A 21,316-nucleotide genomic window follows, 5' to 3' on the forward strand; every position below is an offset into this window, starting at 1 on the left:
AAAGGGGCGCCGCTCGGCGCCCCCGGAACCCTTACTGCACAGCCTGCGCTGGCGCATTTTCACGCGCCTCCCGGCTTTCGGCGGCCCGGCTGTCCTCGCCCGGCGGCTGTACGTCGAGCATCGGCACCGTCACCTCTTCCTCGCGTGTGGTCACCTCCACCTCCGGCACGTCCACGGTCATGGTCTCGTCCACGATGTCCACGTCGCCCACGGTGGTCTCGTACTCTGGCAGCTGGCCGCCCTCCACGTCGATCTCCACATTCGGCAGTTGCGCGTCCTCGGTCTGCTCCACGTCGATCATGTAACTGGCCGCGGCAATGGCGACAACGGCGACGGCGCCGACCCCGATGATAAGTCCCGTTTTCATGTTCTGTCCTTTCCAGGCGTGATGTCCGTTTCACAACCTCAACGCCCAAACCCCTGGAAAGTTTCCCGAACGCGCCGAGCGCCCCGCGCTACCAGTCCCCGCGCGCCCGGATCTCCGACGAGGACAGGTCCACCAGCGGCACGTTCACGAAGGCCCAGGCCGGGGCCTGCGCGCGACCCAGCCCGGCCGCCCCGCGCCGCGCACCCGCAAACCGCTGTGCCGCCGGGGCGCGCAGGGCGGCCAGCCGCTGCCCGGGCCGGGCCAGAACCCCCACGGGCACCTGCGCCATGATCTCGTCCCACCGATCCCAGCGATGGAACTGCGCCAGGTTGTCCGCCCCCATCAGCCACACGAACCGCACGCCGGGATAGCACCGGCGCAAGCCCGCCACCGTCTCGGCGGTGTAGCGCGTGCCCAGCTCCGCCTCGATCCCGGTGATCCGTACCCTGGGGTGGCGCATCAGCGCCCGTGCCCGGGCACAGCGCAGCGCCAGCGGGGCAGGGGGGTTGGGCTTGAGCGGGTTGCCCGGACTGACCAGCCACCACACCCAATCCAGCCCGAAGCGCGCCAGGGCCTGCCGGGTGATATGCACATGCCCCCCATGGGCCGGATCGAAGGATCCGCCCAGCAAGCCCACCGTCTGGCCCGTCCCGGCCATTGGCCACCCTGACCGCATCCCGCCTCTCCTGTGCCAGGGGCCTTGATGGGGGCCGCCCGCGGCCAAGTCAATTCCATGTCGACCTGCCCGGCCCGACTGCCTAGGTTTGACCCATGCCCACCGGCCTCCGCCTCCTGCTCGCGCTCTGCGTCCTGCTGCTGCCCGCCGCCGCCCCGGCGGAGGTGCGCGACGATGCCAACACGCCCGCCGCCAACGCGGTGGTCTCGCTGGGGCGCTGCACCGGCACGCTGATCACGCCCCGGATCATCCTCACGGCGGCCCATTGCCTGCCCAGCGGCCTCCGCGTCGACGCCACTGCATCCGTGCCGGAGCGCTGCGCCCGCTTCCCCCAGCAACACGAGATTTCCAAAGAGCCCCACGAGAACCCCTTCGCCTGGACAACCTTCCCCACCCGCGCCGCGCCGGTCGCGCGCTTCGGCACCGACAGCGCCAGCCGCCGCATCTCCATGAAGGCCGAGGCCTACAGCCTGCCGGCCTGCGCCGACATGGCGCTCCTGCGCCTGTCCCACGACGTGCCGAGTGCGGTGGCCACGCCGCTGCCGGTGCTTGTGACAGGCCCCGAGGGCCTGCCGCCGCCCTGGCGCGACTTCCCCCTGCGCCACGCGGGCTGGGGCGCGGCGAGCGTCGAGGAGCTCGACGGCGCCGTCCGCCAGACCGGCACCGTGCGCCCCTGGACCGAGAACGCCTGCACCCTCTTCGCCCTGCCGCCCGTGCGCCCCAACGGCGCGCGCATCCTCACCGGCGACAGCGGCAGCCCCCTGCTGGCCATGCTGGAGACACCCCAGGGCCCCCAGGAACACGTCATCGCCGTGCTCTTTGCCAGTGGCGCGCCGGATATCGCCACCTGCGGCCCGCCCGCCCTGCGCGTGCCCCAGCGCCACGGGGCCTACACCGCGACCTGGCGCAAGGCCCTGCCCGAGAGCGACGCGACCGATCTGGGCGCTTGGCTCACCCACCACGCCCCCGACGCCGTCCGCACCTGGCCCGACCTCACCCCGCCGCCGGGCTGAGCCCTCCGCGCTCTGCCGCGCGATCGGCCCCGGCCAGACCGAACCGGTCCGCCGGTGGCGACACCGCGCCCGGGTCGCGGCAACCCCCCAGCCCGCGCGCAAACCGCCGAAGGCGGCCCTCTGCGCGCCGCGACACTCTCTCATTGACGCAAATTAAATGATAAAATATATTTTTTATTTATAATCTTTTTCCGGAGATGCCCATGACCCGACTCATTCCTCCCATCCTGGTTCTGATCCTGCTCTCGGCCCTGGTCCCTCTGCGCGTCTTGCATCCCGAAACGCTGGTGATGCGCGCCGATGCAGCCATGCCTTGGGATGTTCCCCTGTCGCTCGGTCTCGTGGTGCTGGCCTGGGCGTTTTGGCATTTCAAGCGCCGGGATGCCGAGATCCACACCTTCCGGCAACCGAAGGTCATGGTCACCGACGGACCCTTCCGCTACAGCCGCAATCCGATGTACCTGGGCTTTTTCCTGCTGCTTCTGGCGGCGGCCTTCTACGTCAACACCTGGTGCGCGCTGCTTGCCCCATTGGCCTTTCTCCTGACCGCGATCTTCTGGTACATCCCGCATGAGGAAAAGCGGATGCGAGAGACCTTCGGATCCGCCTATGACGACTACGCATGGACAACAAGACGATGGATCTGAATGGCAAGGCCCAAGCCCGATGCGGATAAGATCAGATCGCGGCTGATCGCCGAGGCGGAGGCCCAGCTCGAAGAAACGGACGGTCGGCGCTTGGTCTTGTCGGACCTGGCGGAACGCGTGGGCATGTCCCAGTCCCATGTGCACACGTTCTTTCCGACCAAGGCCGACTTGATCCGGGAACTTGCGGCCCGGTGGTTCGACGCGGTCGAAACCGCCTCCGCAGACGCGGCCAGCGCCGATGCCCCGCCCGACGCGCGTCTGGAGCAATGGGTGCTCTCCATCCTTCGGATCAAGCGCGACCGCTTCGATGCAAACCCCAAGCTGTTTCGCGCCTACCTGGAGCTTGCCAGCGCGCATATGGACCTCGTCCAGTCCCACGCCGCCGCCCTGCGCGCCGATCTCGCGCGGATCCTGCGCGACCTGGTCGGGGCGCAGGACGCGGACCACGCCGTGCCGCTTGTCGAGAATGCGACCCTTCTGTTTCGCACACCCCAGAACATCGCCGCCTACCGCGCCCGCGCCACGGACGAGGCCGCGCGGGCGATCTGCCACCTGCTGACCCGCAGTCTTGCGCGGTCGAAGGGCACCTAGCCAGAACTGCGAAACGGGCCAAGCCCGCGCTCGGTTTTCGCACGGCCACCGGAGGGGCGCCGCCCACCGCTTGCAGGTTACGCCATGGCGCGGTCGAGTGCGGTCGCACAGTGGATGCGCGTCGTGTCGAACACCGGAACGGACACGTTGCCTTGGTGGAGCAGCATACCGACCTCGGTGCAGCCCAGGATCAGACAATCCGCGCCCCCATCGGCCAGGCGCCCCGCGATTTGAACGAACGCGGTTTCGCTGCGCTCGGTCCGGATGTCCTTGCACAGCTCGTCATAGATCACCCGGTGCGTCGTGGCGCGGTCGGACGGGTCGGGCAGGACCGGGTCCAGCCCTGCGGCCCTCAGGCGCCCGGTATAGAACTGCTGCTCCATGGTGAAGGCGGTTGCCATCAGCCCCGGACGCCGCAATCCGGCCTGCAGGATCGCGTGCGCCGTCGCATCCGCAATGTGCAGCAGCGGGATTCCGACGCCCTCCATCATCCGATCCGCCAGCTTGTGCATGGTATTCGTCGCCAGAAGCAGGATCTCGGCCCCGCCCCGTTCGAGCGCTTGCGCTTCGCTGTTCAACATCGCGCCGGCGCGGGTCCACGCGCCCGCGGCCTGCAGCGCCTCGATCTCGGCAAAATCCAGCGACCGTATCAGAAGCTGCGGCGAATGCAGCCCGCCAAGCCGTGCGCGCGTGAGCCTGCACAGCTCGGAATAGTAGAGCTGGGTGGAGGCGGCGGACATGCCCCCGAGAATTCCGATCGTTTTCATGTCTTCGCCGTGCGGTCCCGCGCTACGATGCCTGCGCCAAGGCCTATGGCAAACCGGCCCGCAAGTGAAGCGCCGCTGCGTGTCCCGCCCCGCACGGACCCCGGGCCCCGTTCCGCCCCGCGGTCGGACGAGACCCGCCAAGCCATGGGCCGGGGCCGCGCGCGGCCTCCGGGGCAGGGGGGCTCGGTCCACCACGACCCGGCACCCCGGCCCCGGCCTCAGGGCGCCGGGCGCAGCACCACCGCATCCCCGCGCCGGATCGTGCCGGTCCGGACCACCTCCGCCACCATCCCGCCATGGCCGCGCACCGCCGCGTAGCCGCCATGGCCAAAGGTCTCCTCCATCCGCGAGCACGGCGCGCAGGGCCCGCGCAGCCGCAGAACCACCTCCGCGCCGATCCCGATCTCCCGGTCGCGATAGGCCAGAAGGTTCAGCCCCGAGACCACCAGGTTGCGCCGCAAATCCGCCGCCGCCACCGGCCCACGCCCCAGGTATCCGCCGATCGCCGCCAGATGCTCCGCCTGCACCAGCGACACCGCCCGCTTGCCCGCCCGCGCCCGGTCCCCCTCCAGCCCGGCCTCGGTCACCCGCACCGCGTCCACCGCCACCACATCCGCCCGCCGCCCCGGCCGCAGCCCGATCCAGTCGACCCGCCCGGCCTGCGCCGCGCGCCCCATCATCTGCCGCAACTCCGACATCGGCACCCCTCCATTGCCCCGCCCCGCGAGACTGGCTAGAACCCCGCCCAAGCGCAATTCCCAAAGGGTGATGAGAACCATGGCAGCCTATCAGTACGTCTACCACATGGACGGCGTGTCCAAGACCTATCCCGGCGGCAAGAAATGCTTCGAGAACATCCGCCTCTCCTTCCTTCCGGGCGTCAAGATCGGCGTCGTCGGCGTCAATGGCGCGGGCAAATCCACCCTGATGAAGATCATGGCTGGCCTCGACACCGACTTCACCGGGGAGGCCTGGGCCGCCGAGGGCGCTCGCGTCGGCTACCTGCCCCAGGAGCCCGCCCTCGACGAGACCCTCACCGTGCGCGAGAACGTCATGCTCGGCGTCGCCCCCAAGAAGGCCATCCTCGACCGCTACAACGAGCTGGCGATGAACTACTCCGACGAGACCGCCGACGAAATGGCGAAGCTCCAGGACGAGATCGACGCCCAGAACCTCTGGGACCTCGACGCCCAGATCGACATCGCGATGGAGGCGCTGCGCTGCCCCCCCGACGACGCCAGCCCGGAAAACCTCTCGGGCGGGGAACGCCGCCGCGTCGCCCTCTGCAAACTCCTGCTCGAAGCCCCCGACATGCTGCTCTTGGACGAGCCCACCAACCACCTCGACGCCGAAACCATCGCCTGGCTCCAGAAACACCTGATCGAGTACAAGGGCACCATCCTCATCGTCACCCACGACCGCTACTTCCTCGACGACATCACCGGCTGGATCCTCGAGTTGGACCGCGGCCGCGGGATCCCCTACGAGGGCAACTACTCCGCCTGGCTCGACCAGAAGGCCAAGCGGCTCGAACGCGAGGCCAAGGAGGACAAGGCCAAACAGAAAACCCTCGCCCGCGAGCTCGAATGGATCCGCGCCGGCGCCAAGGCCCGCCAGGCCAAGCAGAAGGCCCGCATCAACGCCTACGAGGAACTCGCCGGCCAGTCGGAGCGCGAAAAGGTCGGCAAGGCCCAGATCATCATCCCCAACGGCCCCCGCCTCGGCAGCAAGGTGATCGAGGTCGAAAACCTCACCAAGGCCTATGGCGACAAGCTGCTGATCGAGAACCTCTCCTTCTCCCTGCCGCCCGGCGGCATCGTCGGCGTGATCGGCCCCAACGGCGCGGGCAAATCCACGCTCTTTCGCATGCTCACCGGGCAGGAGCAGCCCGATGGCGGCACGCTCAGCTACGGCGACACGGTGCAACTGGCCTATGTCGACCAGTCCCGCGACACGCTCGACCCCGCCGCCACCGTCTGGGAAGAGATCTCCGGCGGCGGCGAAATCATCGAGCTTGGCGACGCCCAGATCAACTCCCGCGCCTATTGCGGCGCGTTCAACTTCAAGGGCGGCGACCAGCAGAAGAAGGTGGGCCTCCTGTCGGGCGGCGAACGCAACCGCGTCCACATGGCGAAACTGCTGAAATCCGGCGGCAATGTCCTCCTGCTCGATGAACCCACCAACGATCTTGACGTGGAAACGTTAAGAGCCCTTGAAGACGCCATCGAGGATTTCGCCGGCTGCGCCGTGGTCATCTCCCACGACCGCTTCTTCCTCGACCGCCTCTGCACCCACATCCTCGCCTTCGAGGGCGACGCCCATGTGGAATGGTTCGAGGGCAATTTCGAGGCCTATGAGGAAGACAAGGCGCGGAGGCTCGGGCCGGATGCCCTCGAACCCAAGCGCGTGAAATACAAGAAATTCACCCGTTAGGGTTTATTTCTTGGATTTCCGCTTGGGTTCGAGGTGTGCGCGGCAGCGGTTTTGCACAGCGAAACCGCGTGCGCACTCGGTGGCAATGGGTTGGCAAGGTTAAGGCGAAGCGGTTGAAATACAATAACTTTCTAAGCTATTGTCCGGTCGGAAAGAAAACAGCGGACGCAAAAATAGACCCTTCTAGCTGAGGCTTCAAGCCTCAGCCGGATGCGATCTACGTTTCCCTTTAAGTCGCATTTCTAAATTTCAGCGGGCGCGGAAAGGAAGCACGCTAGATTCGCCGCTTTCGCGGTTTATTCGGTATGTGATCTTGTACCCTAGCAAACGCATATCATAGGTCGGGATACCTAGGTTAGCGCACACATCCACAATTTCTTCTCGCTCCAAAGGGTCCACGTTAGTGCCAAAATAGACAGCTTTCGGTGGGTTCTGTAGAGCATAGAAAGTCGTCCTGCCGGGCTCGCCCTCTTGAATAATCCGAATCTCCCTTTCGTATTTCCACTCCTTGTATTTCGTAAGAAGCACTTTCCTCGTAAGGTCGTCGAGATTTCCAGCCGGATCATATTCACCGAGATCTCGTCCATCCGAATATTCTACTTCCTCAATGAAGTTCACTTTCTTCATAATATCTAGCTCGATAGCAACACCTCGGAAGCCATTGGCATAGTGTGCCCACACTAGGTGGGACTTACAATTACTGCTGAGGGAGCAGATGCGATACTTCGATTGAAGAGTGGTTATCTCTTCGATCATCCGTTTCAAAGCCGAGAACCCGCTACGATCATGCGCCAAAGCGTGGAAGTAACCTTCCATTGGATCGTTCAGCTCATTGTAGGGTGAGCAGTACAGTCGTCGGTTGGTAAGAATGTCAATCACACGTTCCAACTGAACGCGCTTGTCGCCTTGCTCAGCTTGAAGTTGTCGGAATTTAAAAGCTTGCATGGTCCACTCCTTTCGCAGTGGCGCCCCCCGGTAAGCGTAATATTGCCGATTCGGCATCTGCGCGCAAGTGTCGCACAACAGTATTTGGTAGAAAAACATTCTGGAGGCCCAATTTCTGGTATCCCCGCGCACAGCGCGGGCAGCGCCCGACCCGCCCCCGTTTTGCCAGAGGCAAACCTGCGGTTTGACGGCGGGCGCTTCGCTTCCCGCCCTCGGGCCGGGCGCTGGTCTCAACTCAAACGTGGTACGCCCAACACGCGCCCTCCGGGCCCCGCCTGTTCGCATCGGAACCACCTGCGCTCCCCGCGCGTTGCCATGTCACGTAACGCAAAGGAGTTCCCATGACACGCCTCAAGCTGATCCTCGCCGCCCTCTCCCTTCCCCTGATCCTCGCGGCCTGCGAGACCGTGGAAGGGGCGGGGCAGGATATCTCGACCGCCGGCGACGCCATCGCCGAGGAGGCGCGCGAGGCGCAGTAAGCCCCGCGGCCGGGGCAGGGGTCGCACCCGGCGCGGTGGACCCTGCGTCCGCGCTTCGGGAAGCTCGGGCACAGAGTCCGCGTCGCACCTCCGCGGCGCGGAAGGTCACCCGGACCCTGCGCCGTGTTGCCTGCTTGGGCTCCGCCCGTTCGGACTTCGAAACGTCCACTGGACGTTCCGCCGCCTGCGCTGGACCAGTCCTCACCCCCGCCCGTTCGCGGCTTGAAAGATCCACTGGACCTTTCATCGCCCAAGGCGCGCCGGTTCATGGGGCTCCGCCCGTTCGCAGTTCAAAAGGTCCACTGGACCTTTTGTCGGCCTTTGGCCGAACCACTGCTCACTCCTCCGGCAACTCGATCCCCAGCGACCGGTCCCGGCTGCGCGCGAACCGCTCCAGCTTGTAGACCTCCGCGATCCGCATCTGGGCGTAGGTCGCCAGCAGCCGGTTGATCCGCGCCTGGTATCCCGGCCCCATGGCGCGGAAGAACTTCGCCACGCTCTCGTCCAGCCGCAGGGTCACTTTCGTCTTCTTCTCCACCAGCGGCAGGTCCGCCTCCAGCGTCTGCCACGCGTCCGGCGCCAGCGCCTGGATGCGGCCCGCCCAGGCATCGTCCCGCTCCAGCCCGTGCAGGTGCAGGGTCAGCCGTTCGCGGGCCAGCCGCTGGGCGCGGGTTTCGCCCTTGGCGTCGGACCACAGGGGGTGAGGGGGCAGGTCGGGCATCGGCGCACTCCGTGATGTCAGGCGCCGATACCCTCCGCGATCCCGGTTAACGGGGCGTGACCGGTGCGTGCGCTGGTGCCCGACACTTGCCCGACACCTGTCCGACCCGCGCCCGACGCCGATCCGACCCGGTCGGACGGCCCCTTGCGCCGCCCCGGCCCCCGTGCTGTGATGCCGCGAAACCGGACCCAGGAGGCCCCCATGACCCGCAAGATCCTCGCCCTGCTCATCGCCCTGCCGCTGCTCGCCGCCTGCGCCCAGGTGGACCCCGAGACCGTCGAGGACGTCACCGAGGCCGAGGCAATGACCGAAGACCTGCCGATTTAAAGACGCCGCGCAAGGTTCGGAAAAGGCTCTATTTTTTGCGCCGCTTGACGTTCCCGCCGCGCTGGCCCGGGCGGCCCGCAGTGCTGCGCCCCTGGGCCTTTACGGCCGCGTCGCTGGCCGCCTCGATCGCCGATTGCCGCGCCAGCGGGTCGTCCGCAATCGCCAGATCCACCGCCTCCAGCCGCTTGACCTCGTCGCGCAGGCGCGCGGCCTCCTCGAACTCCAGGTTCTCCGCGGCCTTGCGCATATCCGCGCGAAGCCCTTCAAGAACCGCCTCCAAGTTACCGCCGTGCAACGGTTTTTCGACTTTGGCGGTGACCCGGTTCATGTCCACGTCGCCCTGGTAGAGCCCGGCCATCACGTCCTCGACATTCTTCTTCACCGTCTCCGGCGTGATGCCATGTTCCTCGTTATAGGCGATCTGCTTGGCGCGCCTGCGGTTGGTCTCGACCAGCGCGCGCTCCATCGATCCGGTGATCCGGTCGGCATACATGATCACCCGCCCCTCGGCATTCCGCGCCGCCCGGCCGATGGTCTGCACCAGCGACGTCTCCGAGCGGAGGAACCCCTCCTTGTCCGCGTCCAGGATCGCCACCAGACCGCATTCAGGGATGTCCAACCCTTCGCGCAGCAGGTTGATCCCGATCAGCACGTCGAAGGCGCCGAGCCGGAGATCCCGCAGGATTTCAATGCGCTCCAGCGTGTCGATGTCGGAGTGCATGTAGCGGACCTTGATGCCCTGTTCGTGCATGTACTCGGTCAGGTCCTCGGCCATCCGCTTGGTCAGGGTGGTGACCAGTGTGCGGAACCCGTCGGCGGTGACGCGGCGGACCTCGTCCAGCAGGTCGTCCACCTGCATCTCCACCGGGCGGATTTCGACCTGGGGGTCCAGCAGGCCCGTGGGGCGGATCACCTGTTCGGTGAACACGCCGCCGGCCTGTTCCAGCTCCCACGCGGCGGGGGTGGCCGAGACGAACACCGACTGGGGCCGCATGGCGTCCCATTCCTCGAATTTCAGGGGCCGGTTGTCCATGCAAGACGGCAGGCGGAAGCCGTGCTCGGCCAGGGTCATCTTGCGCCGGAAGTCGCCCTTGTACATGCCGCCGATCTGCGGAACCGAGACGTGGCTTTCGTCGGCGAAGACGATGGCGTTGTCGGGAATGTATTCGAAGAGCGTGGGCGGCGGCTCCCCCGGCGCGCGGCCGGTCAGGTAGCGTGAATAGTTCTCGATGCCGTTGCAGACGCCCGTCGCCTCCAGCATCTCGATGTCGAAGTTCGTGCGCTGCTCAAGCCGCTGGGCCTCCAGCAGCTTGCCCTCGGCGACCAGCTGGTCGAGGCGGATGCGCAGCTCTTTCTTGATCGACACGATCGCCTGCTGGAGCGTGGGGCGGGGCGTGACGTAGTGGGAGTTGGCGTAGATCCGGATGCGGTCGAGGGTGTCGGCCTTCTCGCCGGTGAGCGGGTCGAACTCGGTAATGCTTTCAAGCTCTTCGCCGAAGAACGAGAATTTCAGCGCCCGGTCCTCCATGTGGGCGGGCCAGACCTCCAGGCTGTCGCCGCGCACCCGGAAGGAGCCGCGCTGGAACCCGGCGTCGTTGCGGCGGTATTGCTGGGCCACGAGATCCGCCATGATCTGGCGCTGGTCATAAGACTGCCCCGCGACCAGGTCCTGGGTCATCGCCCCGTAGGTCTCCACCGAGCCGATGCCGTAGATGCACGACACCGAGGCGACGATGATCACGTCGTCGCGTTCGAGCAAGGCCCGGGTCGCCGAGTGGCGCATCCGGTCAATCTGCTCGTTGATCTGGGATTCCTTCTCGATATAGGTGTCGCTGCGCGGCACATAGGCCTCGGGCTGGTAGTAGTCGTAATAGCTGACGAAATATTCGACCGCGTTGTCGGGAAAGAACCCCTTGAACTCGCCATAGAGCTGCGCGGCGAGGGTCTTGTTCGGGGCGAGGATGATCGCGGGGCGCTGGGTCTGCTCGATCACCTTGGCCATGGTGAAGGTCTTGCCCGTCCCGGTCGCGCCCAGAAGCACTTGGTCGCGTTCGCCGTTGCGCACGCCCTCGCTCAGCTCCGCGATGGCGGTCGGCTGGTCCCCAGCAGGCTCGAAACTGGTCGCCATCCGGAACATCCGACCGCCTTCGAGCTTGGGACGGGTGCGGACATCATCGGCGCTGGCATGCAGGACGGGTTGATTCATCGGGCAACTCCTTACGTGAGTCTTAAAATGATCTGTTTTTGTTCCACTGCAAGGGGGGATTGGCGACCGCATTTTGCAACGAAAATTTGCAATTCTGCATGGGGCGCGGACAAGAAGTTGATTTGAATCAAGGGGCTGCGGGGAGGCGGTCTTAGACCTTGGTCTCGGTCGTTTGCGCAACAGGGTTTTAAAGGTGAGAAAAAACAGGAGTTTAAAATATCAGCGACGTGTGGTCGCTCCGGCGGGCACAACCAAAGCGGGATAAATTTATTGTAAACCTTAAATCACCCGCGTAGCGTTCAAGGGCAAGCAGCAAATGGCTGCCGGTCGGTCTCGCACCACCCACCCCACCCCTCGCTCCCTCGAGGCTGATCGGCAGTCGCTTGTACCCCCCCAAAAAAAGCTGTGTGAAGACCTTCGCGTCTCTCGGTCGCACGATCCGGGACTTGTGAATGGCGAGATTGCCCGCAATATACACGCACCATTGTTGGAGAAGTCGAATGCGCGCGCGGATTTACCAGCCAGCCAGAACTGCCATGTCCTCGGGTCAGGCCAAGACCAAGGGCTGGGTGCTCGAGTTTGCCCCGGCGGATGCCCGGTCGATCGACCCGCTGATGGGGTGGACATCGTCCTCCGACACGCAAAGTCAGGTCAAGCTGCGGTTCGACACCCGCGAGGCGGCGCTGGATTATGCCAAGGAGCACGGGCTGGAGGTCACGATCACCGAGCCCAAGAAACGCAAGCCGAATATCCGCCCCGGCGGCTATGGCGACAACTTCGCCACCAACCGGCGCACCGTCTGGACCCACTGACCCCGAGGCGCGGTCGCAGCGGATGGCGGGGCGGCCCGGACAGGGGCCGGGCACGTCGGATTCCCCCCTTGCGCCCATGGACCTGCGGTCATAGAACGGCGCCTGATTTGCAAGCCGGATCGGGGGATCCCCCGGCTTTTCCGAACTGAACCGATAGGGGATGACATGAACGTCACCGAGACCCTCAACGAAGGCCTGAAGCGCGGCTATTCGATCACCGTCACCGCAGCCGAGCTGGACGCCAAGGTCAACGAGAAGCTGTCCGAAGCGCAGCCCGAGATCGAGATGAAGGGCTTCCGCAAGGGCAAGGTCCCGATGGCGCTGCTGAAAAAGCAGTTCGGCCAGAAGCTGCTGGGCGAGGCGATGCAGGAGACCATCGACGGCGCCATGGCCAAGCATTTCGAGGACAGCGGCGACCGTCCGGCGCTGCAGCCCGAGATCAAGATGACCAACGAGGACTGGAAAGAGGGCGACGATATCGAGGTCGCCATGTCCTACGAGGCGCTGCCCGAGGTGCCGGACACCGATTTCAGCACCGTGACCCTGGAAAAGCTGGTCGTGAAGGCCGATGAGGAGGCCGTCAACGAGGCGCTGCAGAACCTGGCCGAGAACGCCAAGTCGTTCGAGACCAAGGAGGGCGCTGCCGAGGACGGGGACCAGGTGGTGATCGATTTCCTCGGCAAGGTCGATGGCGAGGCGTTCGAGGGCGGGGCCGCGGAGGACTATCCGCTGGTTCTCGGGTCGAACTCGTTCATTCCGGGCTTTGAGGAGCAGCTGATCGGCACCTCGGCGGGCGAAGAGAAGAACGTGGACGTGTCCTTCCCCGAACAGTACCAGGCCGAGCATCTGGCGGGCAAGGCCGCGGTGTTCGAGTGCAAGATCAAGGAAGTGAAGGCGCCCAAGGCGGCCGAGATCGACGACGAGATGGCCAAGCAGTTCGGCGCCGAGGATCTGGAGACCCTGAAGGGTCAGATCTCCGAGCGGCTGGAGGCGGAATATGCCGGGGCCGCGCGCGCGGTGATGAAGCGCAAGCTGCTGGACGAGCTGGACACGCTGGTCAAGTTCGAGCTGCCGCCGAGCCTGGTGGCCGCCGAGGCGGGCCAGATCGCGCACCAGCTGTGGCACGAGGAGAACCCGGAGGTGGAAGGCCACGACCACCCGGAGATCGAGCCGACCGAGGAGCACAACAAGCTGGCCGAGCGCCGGGTGCGTCTGGGCCTGCTGCTGGCCGAGCTGGGCCAGAAGAACGAGATCCAGGTGACCGATGCCGAGATGACCCAGGCGATCATGGCGCAGGCGCGCCAGTATCCGGGCCAGGAGCGGCAGTTCTTCGAATTCATCCAGCAGAACCAGCAGATGCAGCAGCAGCTTCGCGCGCCGATCTTCGAGGACAAGGTCGTGGATTACATCTTCGAGCTGGCCACCGTGACCGAGAAGGAGATCTCGAAAGACGATCTGCAGAAGGCGGTCGAGGCGCTCGACGACGAAGTCTGAGCCCGCGCCCGACGGAGATACGCGAAGGCCGCCCGGTGGGGCGGCCTTTGTCGTTTTGGGGGGCGCTCAGAGGGTGATGCGGAACTGCATGAACCCGTCGGGGGCCGCGCCCGCCGGCGCGATGGTCAGGCTGGTGACCTCGCCCAGGTAGTCGATGGCCTTCGGCCCGGTTTCGAACAACACGGTGGTGCCGGGCAGGGGGGCGAAGCGCCAGTTGCCGTCGGCGCGCGGGCTGATCGTGCCCTGTTCGACGATGTAGCGGACGATCACGTCGCGGTTGGTGTCGGGCCCTTCGAAGATCACCGTGTCGCCGGTGCCGGGGAAGCTGCCGCCGCCCGAGGCGCGGTAGTTGTTGGTGGCGATGATGAAGCGGGCATCGGGGTCGATCGGCGCGCCGTCGTGGCGCAGGTCCACGATCCGGTTGGCGTCCGGGTTCAGCATCTCGCCCTTGGCGTCGAATTTCGAGGGCTGGCTGAGGTCGATCTGGTAGGTGACCCCGTCGATCACGTCGAAATTGTAGCTCGGGAAGTCCGGGTTCAGGAGGGCGGCGTCCTGTGCGCCCGGAGTGACCTGGTTGAACATGCCTGCGGAGCGTTCGAGCCAGTCCTTGACCTGCGCGCCGGTGACCAGCACGGCCCGGGCGGTGTTGGGGTAGAGATAGAGATCCGCGACGTTCTTGATCGCCACGTCGCCCGCGGGCACGTCGGTATAATACTCCGGCCCGCCGCGGCCCCCGGCCTTGAACGGGGCGGCCGCCGACAGGATCGGGAGGCCTTCGTACTCGGTGCCTTTCAGCATGTCGGCGATGTACCAGCTTTGCGCGATGGAGACGATCTGGACCGAGGGGTCATCGGCCACCAGCGCGAAATAGGAGTGCAGCGGCGCGTCGGTCTTGCCCACGGCGCGGCGGACATAGGCGAGGGTGGCGTCGTGGTCTTCCTGCACCGAGGCCAGCACGTAGTACTGGCTCTCGACCAGGGCGGTGATCGAGCGGTCCTCGTTGCGCTGGGAGATCGGGCGCGCCTCGGTCTCGGCGGTGACGACGCGCCAGGCGCCGCCCTCGCGTTCGAGCATCAGGTCGATCAGGCCCATATGGGAGCCCCAGAACCCGCCCATGGTCGCGGGCTTGCCGTGGATCGTGCCGGCCTCGGCATCGACGGCGGCATAGTCCGCATAGGTGGCGGAGGGGAAGACCAGGTGGCTGTGCCCGGTGGCGATGGCATCGATCCCGTCGAGCCCGGCCAGCGGGACGGAAGCGTTCTCCATCCCGTCGGTTTCCTGTGCCGAGCCGATGCCCGAATGGCTGAGCGCGATAATGATGTCGGCGCCCTGCTCGCGCATCTGGGGGATGTAGGCGCGGGCGGTCTCGAGGATGTCGCGGGCCTGCACGTTGCCTTCGAGATGCTTGCGGTCCCAGTTCATGATCTGGGGCGGCACGAAGCCGATCAGCCCGATCTTGATCGGGTGGGTCTCGCCCGCGCCGTCGGTCAGCATCCGGTCGAGGATCACGTAGGGCGCGATGAGCGTGGTGTCGTCGCGCGGGCCCGCGCCCATGTCCTTGACCACATTGGCCGAGATCACGGGGAACTCGGCCCCGGCCAGGGATTTCATCAGGAAATCGAGCCCGTAGTTGAACTCGTGGTTGCCCAGGGTCGAGGCGTCGAAGCCCACGGTGTTCATGGCGGTGATCACCGGGTGGGCGTCCCCCTCTTTCATGCCACGCTCATAGGCGATGTAGTCGCCCATCGGGTTGCCCTGCAGGAAGTCGCCATTGTCCACCAGGAGCGCATTTGTCGCCTCGGCGCGGATGTCGTCGATCAGGGCAGCGGTGCGGGCCAGGCCCACGGTGTCGCGGGGTCGGTCGGCGTAGTAGTCATAGGGAAAGACATGCACATGCAGATCGGTCGTTTCCATGATCCGCAGGTGTGCCTGGTTGGCGGCGGCACGGGCGGAATAGGGATGTAGCGCGATCAAGCTGGCTCCAGCGGCGGTGCCGAGAAACTCCCGGCGGGTCATGGGGTTCAACATCGGGTAAATCCTGTGCTCGGAATCACCCTAGGGTTGCATGGAATGGTAAGAATCCCGAGCAGAAAGTGATAGTCGCGATTCATGCAGAAGTTGCATGGCAGGTATTCCGCAGGGTCTTGCGGTAAATTTGCCATAAGAAAAGCCGCCCGCAAGGTGCGGGCGGCTTGTGATCCGTCAAAGAGGACGATGCCTCAGGGCTGTTCGTCTTCTGCCTCTTCCGTGGCGCGATCTTCCGGTGTTTCGACCAGATCGCTGTCCTCGGAGGCGGCGGAGCCGATATCGTCGAACAACTCGGCGATCTCGAATTCAGCCTCTGCCTCGGCTTCGGCGGCCAGTTCCTGAATCGACTTGCCGGAGGCTTGCAGCTCGGCTTCCTCGGCAGAGCGGGCCACGTTCAGCACGATGTCGGCGGTTACCTCGGGGTGCAGGGTCACGTGCACGGTGTGCAGGCCCAGCTCCTTGATCGGGCGGGACAGCGAGACCTGCTTGCGATCGAGAGAGAAGCCGTCGGCGGTGGCAGCCTCGGCCGCGTCCCGCGTGGTCACGGAGCCGTAGAGAGCGCCGGCGTCGGAGGCGGAGCGAATCACGATGAACTGCTGCCCATCGAGCTTCTCGGCGAGGCTTTCGGCCTCTTTCTTGGTCTCGAGGTTGCGCGCTTCGAGCTGTGCCTTTTGCGCTTCGAATTGCGCGATATTGGCCTCGGACGCGTTCAGCGCCTTGCCCTGCGGCAGCAGGTAGTTACGAGCATAGCCCGGCTTGACGTCGACGACTTCGCCCATCTGGCCCAGCTTGGCCACGCGTTCGAGAAGGATGACTTGCATGTGCTCGGCTCCTTATTTCACGGCGTAGGGCAGCAGGGCGAGGAAGCGGGCGCGCTTGATGGCACGGGCCAGTTCACGCTGCTTCTTCGCCGAGACGGCGGTGATGCGGGACGGCACGATCTTGCCACGCTCGGAGATGTAGCGTTGCAGGAGCCGGGTGTCCTTGTAGTCGATCTTGGGTGCATTGTCGCCGGAGAAGGGGCAGACTTTGCGGCGGCGGAAAAACGGTTTTGCAGCCATGGTTTAGCGTCCTTTTCTCAAGCGTCTGTCAGCGGCGTTCGCGACGGTTGTCGCGTTCTTCGCGCTTCTGCATCTGGATCGAGGGCCCCTCGGGGTGCTCGTCGACCTTGATGGTCATCACGCGCATCACGTCGTCATGCAGACGCATCAGGCGCTCCATTTCCTGCACGGCCGGTGCGGGGGCATCGGTCTTGAGGAAGGCGTAATGGCCCTTGCGGTTCTTGTTGATCTTGTAGGCCATCGTCTTGAGGCCCCAGTACTCGCTGTCGACGACCTTGCCGCCATTGTCCGCGAGGACGGATCCGAAATGTTCGACGAGGCTTTCAGCTTGCGCGTTGGACAGGTCCTGACGCGAGATAAAGACATGCTCGTAAAGCGGCATGTGCTCTCCAGTTCTTTTGCGCGTGTTTCATAGGGCGGCTTTCGAAGGTCCCGAGCCGCACACGAGAGGCCACGCAGGGTCAATGACACGGGACCCGCGCGTTATAGGGGGTCTGGTGTCGAACGCAAGGGGCGATGGCCGGGGCGGCGGGGCCGCGGTCTCTGCGCATGGTCGCACAGAAGATGTTGGAGCGCGCGGGGTTGTGAAACGCCCGCGGCGCGCTCTTATCCTGCCCAGGTATTCATCAACATGAGAGATCCATCATGACCCTTCTCCGCACCACGGCACTGGCCGGTGTCTTCGCCCTTGGCGCCACGGCGGCCTTTGCCGATGCGCAGCGCTACGTGCTCGACGCCAGCCACAGCCAGATCGTCTTCAGCTACGATCACCTTGGCTATTCCACGACTTATGGCATGTTCTCGGGCTTCGAGGGCGAGATCCTGTTCGACGCCGAGGATCCGGCGGCCTCGAGCGTCTCGGTCTCCATGCCCGTGCGGTCGATGATCACCGGCTGGGAAGAGCGGTTCACGCATTTCATGACCGACGAGTTCTTCGGCGCGGATGACGACGAGGACATGGTCAGCTTCACGTCCACGGCCATCGAGGTCACTGGCGAGGATACCGCGCTGATCACCGGGGATTTGACCCTGAACGGGGTGACCAAATCTGTCGTGCTGGATGCAAAGCTGAACCAGACCGGGATGCACCCCATGGCCCAGAAGGAATGGGCCGGGTTCGACGCGACCACGACGCTGCTGCGTTCCGATTATAATGTCGGGGCGTTCGCGCCGTTCGTCAGCGACGAGGTCGAGGTTCTGATCTCCATCGAGGCGATGTTGGCCGACTGAGCGCACTCACGGTTCCATCGGCAGGGGGTCCGCAGGGATGCGGGCCCCTTTTTTCGTGCGGCTCAGGGGGCTGTGCGGCGGGCGGTCAGGTCCACCGCGATGGTGACGGTGAAACCCACGCTGGTTTCGTCCGGGTAGGCGGTGCCGATGCCGAAATCGAGCCGGGCGACTTGCGTTTCGCCGGTCATGCGGGCGAGGCCGTCGGTGATGTTCAGGGTGAAGGGCAGGGTGACCGGCACGGTGCTGCCTTTCAGGGTCAGGGTGCCCTCGGCGGTCTGGCCCGCGTCGGTGCCGATGATCTCGGCTGCGAAGGTGGCGGTGGGGTGGGTGTCGGCGGCGAAGAATTCCGCCCCCAGCGCTTGGGCGGTGACGGAGCCGAGGGTGAGGCTGGGGATCGCGACGGTGACCGTGACGTCGCCCGTGCGGCTGTCGGGGTCGTAGGCGATGGCGGCGGTCCAGTCTTCGAACGTGCCGGTGACCGGCGCGCCGAGTTGGGTGACGGTGATCGAGAGGGTGCCGTCCTCGACGGTCCAGTCGGAGGCGACCTCGGCGAGTTCGGCCTGCGGCAGGAGGGCGGCGTCGTCATGGGCGAAGAGCCCGAGCCCCGCGCTCACGGCGAGCGCCGCGGCGAAGGCCCCGGCAGCGCCCAGCAGCGGCAGGGCGGGGCCGTGGGGCTTGGCGGGGGTCGCGGGGGCGGCAGCGGTTGCGCCGGGCAGCATGCGTTGCAGGGTCAGGTCGCGGTCGAAGAAGCGGTGCTTGAGCGCGCCCGCGACGTGCAGGACCAGCGCGATCACGAGAACCCGCTCGAAGATGATGTGCAGGCTGGCGAAGGTATGGGCGAGCGTGTCGGATTTCGGCACGAAGGGCAGGGATTGACCGAAGGGCCACCAGATCGGCGCGAAGCCGGTGGTGGCCGCGTGGTGGATCCAGCCGGACATCGGCACCAGCAACAGCGTGGCATAGAGGGTCCAGTGCACGGTTTCGGCGGCGAAAGTTTCCAGCCGGCGCTCGGGATGCAGGGGGGCGGGTTTGGGTTGGCTCAGCATCCAGGCGACGCGGGCCAGGGCGACGAAGAAGGCGGTGACCCCGAGCGTCTTGTGGATCGAGAAGACAAATGCCTTGCGCGACAGCTCCTCCCCGGTAGCGAAGGGCATGTCGTTGGCAATGATGCCCAGCGGGATCAGCGCCAGGATCAGCGCGACCGTGAGCCAGTGCAGGGTCTTGCTGACACTGCCGTAGGTGTTGTGCGCGTTGGTGAGGGCCATCGGGGTCTCCTTGCCGGTTCGATGTTCACCTAGCGAGTGCGGCGCGTGGGGCAAAGGCGCTCGGAGCACAAGAGTTGTGCGGCGATTGGGACCCGGGGGCGGAGATTGCACGCCAAGGCCCGCTCGGGTATGAGGCGGGACGCCAGAATGAGGAGTTTCCATGAGCAGAGCCTTCGTTTTCCCCGGGCAGGGGGCACAGACTATCGGTATGGGGCGCGATCTCGCCGAGGCTTACCCGGCGGCGCGGGCCGTTTTCGAGGAGGTCGACGAGGCGCTGGGCGAGGCGCTGAGCGCGCTGATCTGGGACGGCGAGGCGGACCGGCTGACGCTGACCGAGAATGCGCAGCCCGCGCTGATGGCGACGTCCCTGGCCGCGCTGCGGGCGCTGGAGGCCGAGGGGCTGGACTGGGCGGAGGTGTCTTGCGTGGCGGGGCATTCGCTGGGCGAGTATTCGGCGCTGGCGGCGGCGGGCGCGCTCAGCGTGGGCGATACCGCGCGGCTCTTGCGGGCGCGGGGGCGGGCCATGCAGGAGGCGGTGCCCGTGGGCGTGGGCGCCATGGCGGCCCTTCTGGGGCTGGATTTCGAGACCGTGTGCGCGGTGGCCGAGCAAGCCGCGCAGGGCGAGGTCTGCGAGGCGGCCAATGACAATGACCCGGGGCAGGTCGTGGTCTCGGGCCACAAGGCGGCGGTGGAGCGTGCGGTCGATCTGGCCAAGGCGCGCGGCGCGAAACGCGCGGTGTTGCTGCCGGTGAGCGCGCCGTTCCATTGCGCGTTGATGGCGCCCGCGGCGGAGACAATGAAAGATGCGCTCGCCGCGGTGGAGATCGCCACGCCGCGCGTGCCGGTGATCGCCAATGTGCTGGCCGCCCCGGTCACCGCGCCCGAACAGATCCGCGACCTGCTGTTCCGGCAGATCACCGGGTCGGTGCGCTGGCGCGAAAGCGTGGGCTGGATGGCGCAGAACGGCGTGACGGAGATCTGGGAGATCGGCGCGGGCAAGGCCCTGATCGGCATGGTGCGGCGCATCGATCGCAGCATCGCGACCCAGGCGATCGGCACCTCTGAGGATGTCCGCAAGGTCTGCACCACAAGTGAGGAAACGGCATGATGTTCGATTTGACCGGCAAGACGGCGCTTGTCACCGGGGCCTCCGGCGGGATCGGCGGGGCGATTGCCACGGCGCTGCACGCGCAAGGCGCGACCGTCGGGCTGAGCGGCACGCGGGTCGAGCCGCTCGAAGCGCTGGCGGCGGAGTTGGGGGAGCGGGCCCATGTCCTGCCTTGCAACCTGAGCGATGCGGACGCGGTCGAGGCCCTGCCCAAGCAGGCGGTCGCGGTCATGGGGTCGGTCGATATCCTGGTGAACAATGCCGGGATCACCCGCGACAACCTGTTCATGCGGATGTCGGATGAGGAATGGGCCAGCGTTCTGGACGTCAACCTGACTTCGACCATGCGGCTGTGCCGGGGCGTGTTGCGCGGGATGATGAAGGCGCGCTGGGGCCGGATCGTCAATATCAGCTCGGTCGTGGGCGCGACCGGCAATCCGGGGCAGGGAAATTACGCGGCCTCCAAGGCCGGGATGGTGGGGATGTCGAAGTCGCTGGCCTATGAGGTGGCGAGCCGCGGGATCACGGTCAATGCCGTGGCGCCGGGCTTCATCAGCACCGCGATGACCGACAAGCTGACCGACGATCAGAAGGACAAGCTGCTGGTGCAGGTGCCGTCGGGGCGCATGGGCGAGCCGGGTGAAATCGCCGCGGCGGTGGTCTATCTGGCCAGCCCCGAGGCGGGTTACGTGACCGGATCGGTCCTGCATGTAAACGGCGGGTTGGCGATGATTTGAGCCATCCCGCGCGGCTGGCGCGAAAGCGTTTGCCTTTGACAAGCCATGTGATATAGGCGGCGCAGTTTTGGAGCGGGAGACCGGTCCTGCCGCTTTGCGGACTACCATCGCCGTATTGGGCGGCACAGACGACACCGGGCGAAGACCCGATAACACGAATGAGGACATGAACATGAGCGACGTAGCGGATCGCGTGAAGAAGATCGTGGTGGAGCATCTGGGCGTGGAAGAGAGCAAGGTCGTTGAAAACGCGTCCTTCATCGACGACCTCGGCGCGGACAGCCTGGATACGGTCGAGCTGGTCATGGCCTTCGAAGAAGAGTTCAGCATCGAGATCCCGGACGATGCCGCCGAGACCATTCAGACCTTTGGCGATGCGGTGAAGTTCATCTCCGAAGCGTCCTGATCC

General features: G+C 65.8%; 24 protein-coding genes. 12 read left to right on the plus strand and 12 right to left on the minus strand.

The window, feature by feature from the left end:
• Positions 1–31: 31 nt before the first annotated feature.
• Together PVW48_RS07320 and PVW48_RS07325 are read right to left on the minus strand one after the other, a co-directional pair.
• Complete coding sequence (locus PVW48_RS07320) at positions 32–367, minus strand: hypothetical protein (RefSeq protein ID WP_012178871.1); 336 nt, start codon at positions 365–367, stop codon at positions 32–34.
• 88 nt (positions 368–455) lie between these two features.
• Complete coding sequence (locus PVW48_RS07325; protein WP_012178870.1) at positions 456–1,043, minus strand: nicotinate-nucleotide adenylyltransferase; 588 nt, start codon at positions 1,041–1,043, stop codon at positions 456–458.
• 95 nt (positions 1,044–1,138) lie between these two features.
• Here PVW48_RS07325 and PVW48_RS07330 point away from each other — a divergent pair, with 95 nt between their 5' ends.
• The 3 genes from PVW48_RS07330 (at position 1,139) to PVW48_RS07340 (ending at position 3,294) form a co-directional block, all read left to right on the plus strand.
• Positions 1,139–2,056 carry a trypsin-like serine peptidase gene (locus tag PVW48_RS07330; RefSeq protein ID WP_274580869.1) on the plus strand — a complete coding sequence of 306 codons (918 nt, stop codon included), beginning with the start codon at positions 1,139–1,141 and terminating at the stop codon, positions 2,054–2,056.
• 203 nt (positions 2,057–2,259) lie between these two features.
• Positions 2,260–2,703 carry a methyltransferase family protein gene (locus tag PVW48_RS07335; RefSeq protein ID WP_274580870.1) on the plus strand — a complete coding sequence of 148 codons (444 nt, stop codon included), beginning with the start codon at positions 2,260–2,262 and terminating at the stop codon, positions 2,701–2,703.
• Complete coding sequence (locus PVW48_RS07340; protein WP_274580871.1) at positions 2,704–3,294, plus strand: TetR family transcriptional regulator; 591 nt, start codon at positions 2,704–2,706, stop codon at positions 3,292–3,294. It begins immediately after the preceding gene.
• A 77-nt stretch (positions 3,295–3,371) separates the two neighbouring features.
• On the opposite strand, the gene PVW48_RS07345 is transcribed toward PVW48_RS07340, so the two are convergent.
• Together PVW48_RS07345 and PVW48_RS07350 are read right to left on the minus strand one after the other, a co-directional pair.
• Positions 3,372–4,061 carry an aspartate/glutamate racemase family protein gene (locus tag PVW48_RS07345; RefSeq protein WP_274580872.1) on the minus strand — a complete coding sequence of 230 codons (690 nt, stop codon included), beginning with the start codon at positions 4,059–4,061 and terminating at the stop codon, positions 3,372–3,374.
• A 218-nt stretch (positions 4,062–4,279) separates the two neighbouring features.
• On the minus strand, positions 4,280–4,759 hold the full coding sequence (locus PVW48_RS07350; protein ID WP_274580976.1) for an MOSC domain-containing protein: 480 nt from the start codon (positions 4,757–4,759) through the stop codon (positions 4,280–4,282).
• Between the two features lie 79 nt (positions 4,760–4,838).
• Between PVW48_RS07350 and ettA the strand changes: the two genes are divergently transcribed.
• Positions 4,839–6,494 (plus strand): energy-dependent translational throttle protein EttA, encoded by a 1,656-nt coding sequence (ettA, locus tag PVW48_RS07355; RefSeq protein WP_274580873.1) that lies wholly within the window; start codon positions 4,839–4,841, stop codon positions 6,492–6,494.
• Positions 6,495–6,743: 249 nt separating this feature from the next.
• On the opposite strand, the gene PVW48_RS07360 is transcribed toward ettA, so the two are convergent.
• A complete protein-coding gene (locus PVW48_RS07360) occupies positions 6,744–7,439 on the minus strand; it encodes a DUF2971 domain-containing protein (RefSeq protein WP_274580875.1) in 696 nt (231 codons plus the stop codon).
• A 341-nt stretch (positions 7,440–7,780) separates the two neighbouring features.
• On the opposite strand from PVW48_RS07360, the gene PVW48_RS07365 reads away from it, so the two are divergent.
• Complete coding sequence (locus PVW48_RS07365) at positions 7,781–7,918, plus strand: entericidin A/B family lipoprotein (protein WP_274580876.1); 138 nt, start codon at positions 7,781–7,783, stop codon at positions 7,916–7,918.
• 337 nt (positions 7,919–8,255) lie between these two features.
• Here the strand turns inward: PVW48_RS07365 and PVW48_RS07370 are convergent, their stop codons facing one another.
• Positions 8,256–8,639, minus strand: coding sequence for a BrnA antitoxin family protein (locus tag PVW48_RS07370; protein ID WP_274580877.1), 384 nt, complete (start codon positions 8,637–8,639; stop codon positions 8,256–8,258).
• Between the two features lie 201 nt (positions 8,640–8,840).
• Between PVW48_RS07370 and PVW48_RS07375 the strand changes: the two genes are divergently transcribed.
• Positions 8,841–8,966: a hypothetical protein gene (locus tag PVW48_RS07375; protein WP_274580878.1), complete on the plus strand. Its 126-nt coding sequence runs from the start codon at positions 8,841–8,843 to the stop codon at positions 8,964–8,966.
• A gap of 28 nt (positions 8,967–8,994) precedes the next feature.
• On the opposite strand, the gene uvrB is transcribed toward PVW48_RS07375, so the two are convergent.
• Positions 8,995–11,172 (minus strand): excinuclease ABC subunit UvrB, encoded by a 2,178-nt coding sequence (uvrB, locus tag PVW48_RS07380; protein ID WP_274580879.1) that lies wholly within the window; start codon positions 11,170–11,172, stop codon positions 8,995–8,997.
• Positions 11,173–11,672: 500 nt separating this feature from the next.
• On the opposite strand from uvrB, the gene PVW48_RS07385 reads away from it, so the two are divergent.
• Both PVW48_RS07385 and tig read left to right on the plus strand, forming a co-directional pair.
• Positions 11,673–11,984 carry an ETC complex I subunit gene (locus tag PVW48_RS07385; protein WP_012178858.1) on the plus strand — a complete coding sequence of 104 codons (312 nt, stop codon included), beginning with the start codon at positions 11,673–11,675 and terminating at the stop codon, positions 11,982–11,984.
• A gap of 165 nt (positions 11,985–12,149) precedes the next feature.
• Positions 12,150–13,478 carry a trigger factor gene (gene tig / locus PVW48_RS07390; protein WP_274580880.1) on the plus strand — a complete coding sequence of 443 codons (1,329 nt, stop codon included), beginning with the start codon at positions 12,150–12,152 and terminating at the stop codon, positions 13,476–13,478.
• A gap of 66 nt (positions 13,479–13,544) precedes the next feature.
• Here the strand turns inward: tig and PVW48_RS07395 are convergent, their stop codons facing one another.
• The 4 genes from PVW48_RS07395 to rpsF all read right to left on the minus strand — a co-directional run bounded on the left by PVW48_RS07395 (position 13,545) and on the right by rpsF (position 16,949).
• Positions 13,545–15,506, minus strand: a complete 1,962-nt coding sequence (locus PVW48_RS07395) for a bifunctional 2',3'-cyclic-nucleotide 2'-phosphodiesterase/3'-nucleotidase (RefSeq protein WP_274580881.1) — start codon at positions 15,504–15,506, stop codon at positions 13,545–13,547.
• Between the two features lie 191 nt (positions 15,507–15,697).
• On the minus strand, positions 15,698–16,327 hold the full coding sequence (gene rplI / locus PVW48_RS07400) for a 50S ribosomal protein L9 (protein ID WP_274580882.1): 630 nt from the start codon (positions 16,325–16,327) through the stop codon (positions 15,698–15,700).
• Between the two features lie 12 nt (positions 16,328–16,339).
• Positions 16,340–16,567, minus strand: coding sequence for a 30S ribosomal protein S18 (gene rpsR, locus PVW48_RS07405; RefSeq protein ID WP_005982441.1), 228 nt, complete (start codon positions 16,565–16,567; stop codon positions 16,340–16,342).
• Between the two features lie 28 nt (positions 16,568–16,595).
• Positions 16,596–16,949, minus strand: a complete 354-nt coding sequence (rpsF, locus tag PVW48_RS07410; protein WP_012178854.1) for a 30S ribosomal protein S6 — start codon at positions 16,947–16,949, stop codon at positions 16,596–16,598.
• Positions 16,950–17,212: 263 nt separating this feature from the next.
• Between rpsF and PVW48_RS07415 the strand changes: the two genes are divergently transcribed.
• The gene (locus PVW48_RS07415; protein ID WP_012178853.1) at positions 17,213–17,797 is read left to right on the plus strand and encodes a YceI family protein; all 585 of its coding nucleotides are present in this window, start codon (positions 17,213–17,215) and stop codon (positions 17,795–17,797) included.
• A gap of 62 nt (positions 17,798–17,859) precedes the next feature.
• Here the strand turns inward: PVW48_RS07415 and PVW48_RS07420 are convergent, their stop codons facing one another.
• Positions 17,860–19,062 carry a cytochrome b/b6 domain-containing protein gene (locus tag PVW48_RS07420; protein WP_274580883.1) on the minus strand — a complete coding sequence of 401 codons (1,203 nt, stop codon included), beginning with the start codon at positions 19,060–19,062 and terminating at the stop codon, positions 17,860–17,862.
• A gap of 160 nt (positions 19,063–19,222) precedes the next feature.
• Between PVW48_RS07420 and fabD the strand changes: the two genes are divergently transcribed.
• From fabD to PVW48_RS07435, 3 genes are all read left to right on the plus strand, one after another.
• Positions 19,223–20,170 (plus strand): ACP S-malonyltransferase, encoded by a 948-nt coding sequence (fabD, locus tag PVW48_RS07425; RefSeq protein WP_274580884.1) that lies wholly within the window; start codon positions 19,223–19,225, stop codon positions 20,168–20,170.
• A complete protein-coding gene (gene fabG, locus PVW48_RS07430) occupies positions 20,170–20,907 on the plus strand; it encodes a 3-oxoacyl-[acyl-carrier-protein] reductase (protein WP_274580977.1) in 738 nt (245 codons plus the stop codon). The genes fabD and fabG overlap by 1 nt, the downstream gene beginning before the upstream one ends.
• Positions 20,908–21,079: 172 nt before the next feature.
• The gene (locus PVW48_RS07435) at positions 21,080–21,313 is read left to right on the plus strand and encodes an acyl carrier protein (RefSeq protein WP_012178849.1); all 234 of its coding nucleotides are present in this window, start codon (positions 21,080–21,082) and stop codon (positions 21,311–21,313) included.
• Positions 21,314–21,316: the final 3 nt, after the last annotated feature.

The sequence above is a fragment of the Dinoroseobacter sp. PD6 genome (assembly GCF_028807315.1).
Taxonomy (GTDB): Bacteria; Pseudomonadota; Alphaproteobacteria; order Rhodobacterales; family Rhodobacteraceae; genus Dinoroseobacter; species Dinoroseobacter shibae.

Coding starts and splice junctions, on each gene's coding strand:
- PVW48_RS07395 (WP_274580881.1), bottom strand. CDS start 15,506: ATGTTGAACCCCATGACCCGCCGGGAGTTTCTCGGCACCGCCGCTGGA.
- PVW48_RS07420 (WP_274580883.1), bottom strand. CDS start 19,062: ATGGCCCTCACCAACGCGCACAACACCTACGGCAGTGTCAGCAAGACC.
- PVW48_RS07375 (WP_274580878.1), top strand. CDS start 8,841: ATGACCCGCAAGATCCTCGCCCTGCTCATCGCCCTGCCGCTGCTCGCC.
- PVW48_RS07365 (WP_274580876.1), top strand. CDS start 7,781: ATGACACGCCTCAAGCTGATCCTCGCCGCCCTCTCCCTTCCCCTGATC.
- PVW48_RS07360 (WP_274580875.1), bottom strand. CDS start 7,439: ATGCAAGCTTTTAAATTCCGACAACTTCAAGCTGAGCAAGGCGACAAG.
- rplI (WP_274580882.1), bottom strand. CDS start 16,327: ATGCAAGTCATCCTTCTCGAACGCGTGGCCAAGCTGGGCCAGATGGGC.
- PVW48_RS07335 (WP_274580870.1), top strand. CDS start 2,260: ATGACCCGACTCATTCCTCCCATCCTGGTTCTGATCCTGCTCTCGGCC.
- uvrB (WP_274580879.1), bottom strand. CDS start 11,172: ATGAATCAACCCGTCCTGCATGCCAGCGCCGATGATGTCCGCACCCGT.
- PVW48_RS07370 (WP_274580877.1), bottom strand. CDS start 8,639: ATGCCCGACCTGCCCCCTCACCCCCTGTGGTCCGACGCCAAGGGCGAA.
- tig (WP_274580880.1), top strand. CDS start 12,150: ATGAACGTCACCGAGACCCTCAACGAAGGCCTGAAGCGCGGCTATTCG.
- PVW48_RS07320 (WP_012178871.1), bottom strand. CDS start 367: ATGAAAACGGGACTTATCATCGGGGTCGGCGCCGTCGCCGTTGTCGCC.
- PVW48_RS07345 (WP_274580872.1), bottom strand. CDS start 4,061: ATGAAAACGATCGGAATTCTCGGGGGCATGTCCGCCGCCTCCACCCAG.
- PVW48_RS07435 (WP_012178849.1), top strand. CDS start 21,080: ATGAGCGACGTAGCGGATCGCGTGAAGAAGATCGTGGTGGAGCATCTG.
- rpsR (WP_005982441.1), bottom strand. CDS start 16,567: ATGGCTGCAAAACCGTTTTTCCGCCGCCGCAAAGTCTGCCCCTTCTCC.
- PVW48_RS07385 (WP_012178858.1), top strand. CDS start 11,673: ATGCGCGCGCGGATTTACCAGCCAGCCAGAACTGCCATGTCCTCGGGT.
- ettA (WP_274580873.1), top strand. CDS start 4,839: ATGGCAGCCTATCAGTACGTCTACCACATGGACGGCGTGTCCAAGACC.
- PVW48_RS07330 (WP_274580869.1), top strand. CDS start 1,139: ATGCCCACCGGCCTCCGCCTCCTGCTCGCGCTCTGCGTCCTGCTGCTG.
- PVW48_RS07340 (WP_274580871.1), top strand. CDS start 2,704: ATGGCAAGGCCCAAGCCCGATGCGGATAAGATCAGATCGCGGCTGATC.
- PVW48_RS07350 (WP_274580976.1), bottom strand. CDS start 4,759: ATGTCGGAGTTGCGGCAGATGATGGGGCGCGCGGCGCAGGCCGGGCGG.
- PVW48_RS07325 (WP_012178870.1), bottom strand. CDS start 1,043: ATGCGGTCAGGGTGGCCAATGGCCGGGACGGGCCAGACGGTGGGCTTG.
- fabD (WP_274580884.1), top strand. CDS start 19,223: ATGAGCAGAGCCTTCGTTTTCCCCGGGCAGGGGGCACAGACTATCGGT.
- rpsF (WP_012178854.1), bottom strand. CDS start 16,949: ATGCCGCTTTACGAGCATGTCTTTATCTCGCGTCAGGACCTGTCCAAC.
- PVW48_RS07415 (WP_012178853.1), top strand. CDS start 17,213: ATGACCCTTCTCCGCACCACGGCACTGGCCGGTGTCTTCGCCCTTGGC.
- fabG (WP_274580977.1), top strand. CDS start 20,170: ATGTTCGATTTGACCGGCAAGACGGCGCTTGTCACCGGGGCCTCCGGC.